Source organism: Pseudomonas sp. GM74 (assembly GCF_000282455.1).
Lineage (GTDB): Bacteria > Pseudomonadota > Gammaproteobacteria > Pseudomonadales > Pseudomonadaceae > Aquipseudomonas.
Map to the genome: position 1 here is coordinate 1 of NZ_AKJG01000088.1, position 1,321 is coordinate 1,321.

General features: G+C 61.5%; 2 protein-coding genes. Both read right to left on the reverse strand.

The genetic code is table 11. The features are described 5' to 3' along the window. Window positions 1-54 precede the first annotated feature (54 nt). Entirely contained in the window at window positions 55-252 is a 198-nt protein-coding gene (locus tag PMI34_RS10530; RefSeq protein ID WP_008051268.1) for a YbdD/YjiX family protein, read from the reverse strand. A gap of 2 nt (window positions 253-254) precedes the next feature. Further along, window positions 255-1,321: carbon starvation CstA family protein (locus PMI34_RS10525; RefSeq protein ID WP_008051270.1), on the reverse strand; the 1,067-nt coding region annotated here is incomplete at its 5' end.

A 1,321-nucleotide genomic window follows, 5' to 3' on the forward strand; every position in this document is an offset into this window, starting at 1 on the left:
GCTGAAATTGCTTAACTGACGGGCATTAGCTGTTCAGCCGGTTTTTTATGACACTCAACAGCACTTCGGTCCGGCTTTACTGCCGTAACGGGCTTCCTGGCGCTCGCGGAAGAACGCCTCGTAGTCCATCACCGGTTTGTCCGGGTGCTTGCTCTGCATATGCTCGACGTAGTTGTCGTAGTCGGGCATGCCGACCATCAGGCGCGCGGCCTGACCGAGGTATTTACCGAGGCGACTCAGGTCATTGAACATGATCAGGCATCCGGCAGCGCTTGATATGGCGCTTCCTTGTCCGTGCGTTCCTTGGTGCCCCAGGCAGCAATGCCGACCTTGAGCGCGAAGAACAGGATGCTGAACACCACGAACAGGAACAAAGCAGTCAGCGTTGCGTTGGTGTAGGCGTTGAAGATCACGTGCTGCATCTGGTCGATGCTCTTGGCCGGGGCCAGCACCTGACCATTGGCCAGCGCATCGCTGTACTTCTTCGCCAGGGCCAGGAAGCCGATCGCCGGGTTGGCGTCGAACAGCTTGATGAAGCCCGCTGTCGTGGTGCAGATCAGCAACCATACTGCCGGCAGCAAGGTGACCCAGACATAACGCTGGCGCTTCATCTTGATCAGCACCACGGTGCCGAGCATCAGGGCGATACCGGCCAGCATCTGGTTGGAGATACCGAACAGCGGCCACAGGGTGTTGATGCCCCCCAACGGATCGATCACGCCCTGGTACAGCAGATAACCCCACATGGCCACGCAACCGGCGGTGGCCACCAGGTTGGCGGTCCAGGATTCGGTGCGTTTGAGCGCCGGGACGAAGGAGCCGAGCAAGTCCTGCAACATGAAGCGCCCGGCGCGGGTACCGGCGTCGACCGCGGTCAGGATGAACAGCGCTTCGAACAGGATCGCGAAGTGGTACCAGAACGCCATGGTGTTCTCGCCCGGCAACACGTGGTGCAGGATCTGCGCGATACCGACCGCCAGGGTTGGCGCGCCGCCGGCACGGGCCAGGATGGTGGTTTCACCGATGTCATGGGCTACCGCTTGCAGGGCTTCCGGGGTAATGGCAAAGCCCCAACTGCTGACGGTTTGCGCGACGGCCACCGCATCGGCACCGACCACGGCGGCCGGGCTGTTCATGGCGAAGTACACACCCGGATCGATCACCGAAGCCGCGACCATGGCCATGATCGCCACGAACGATTCCATCAGCATGCCGCCGTAACCGATGTAGCGGGCATGCCCCTCACTGGCGAGCAACTTCGGCGTGGTGCCGGAAGCGATCAGCGCATGGAAACCCGACACCGCGCCACAGGCAATGGTGA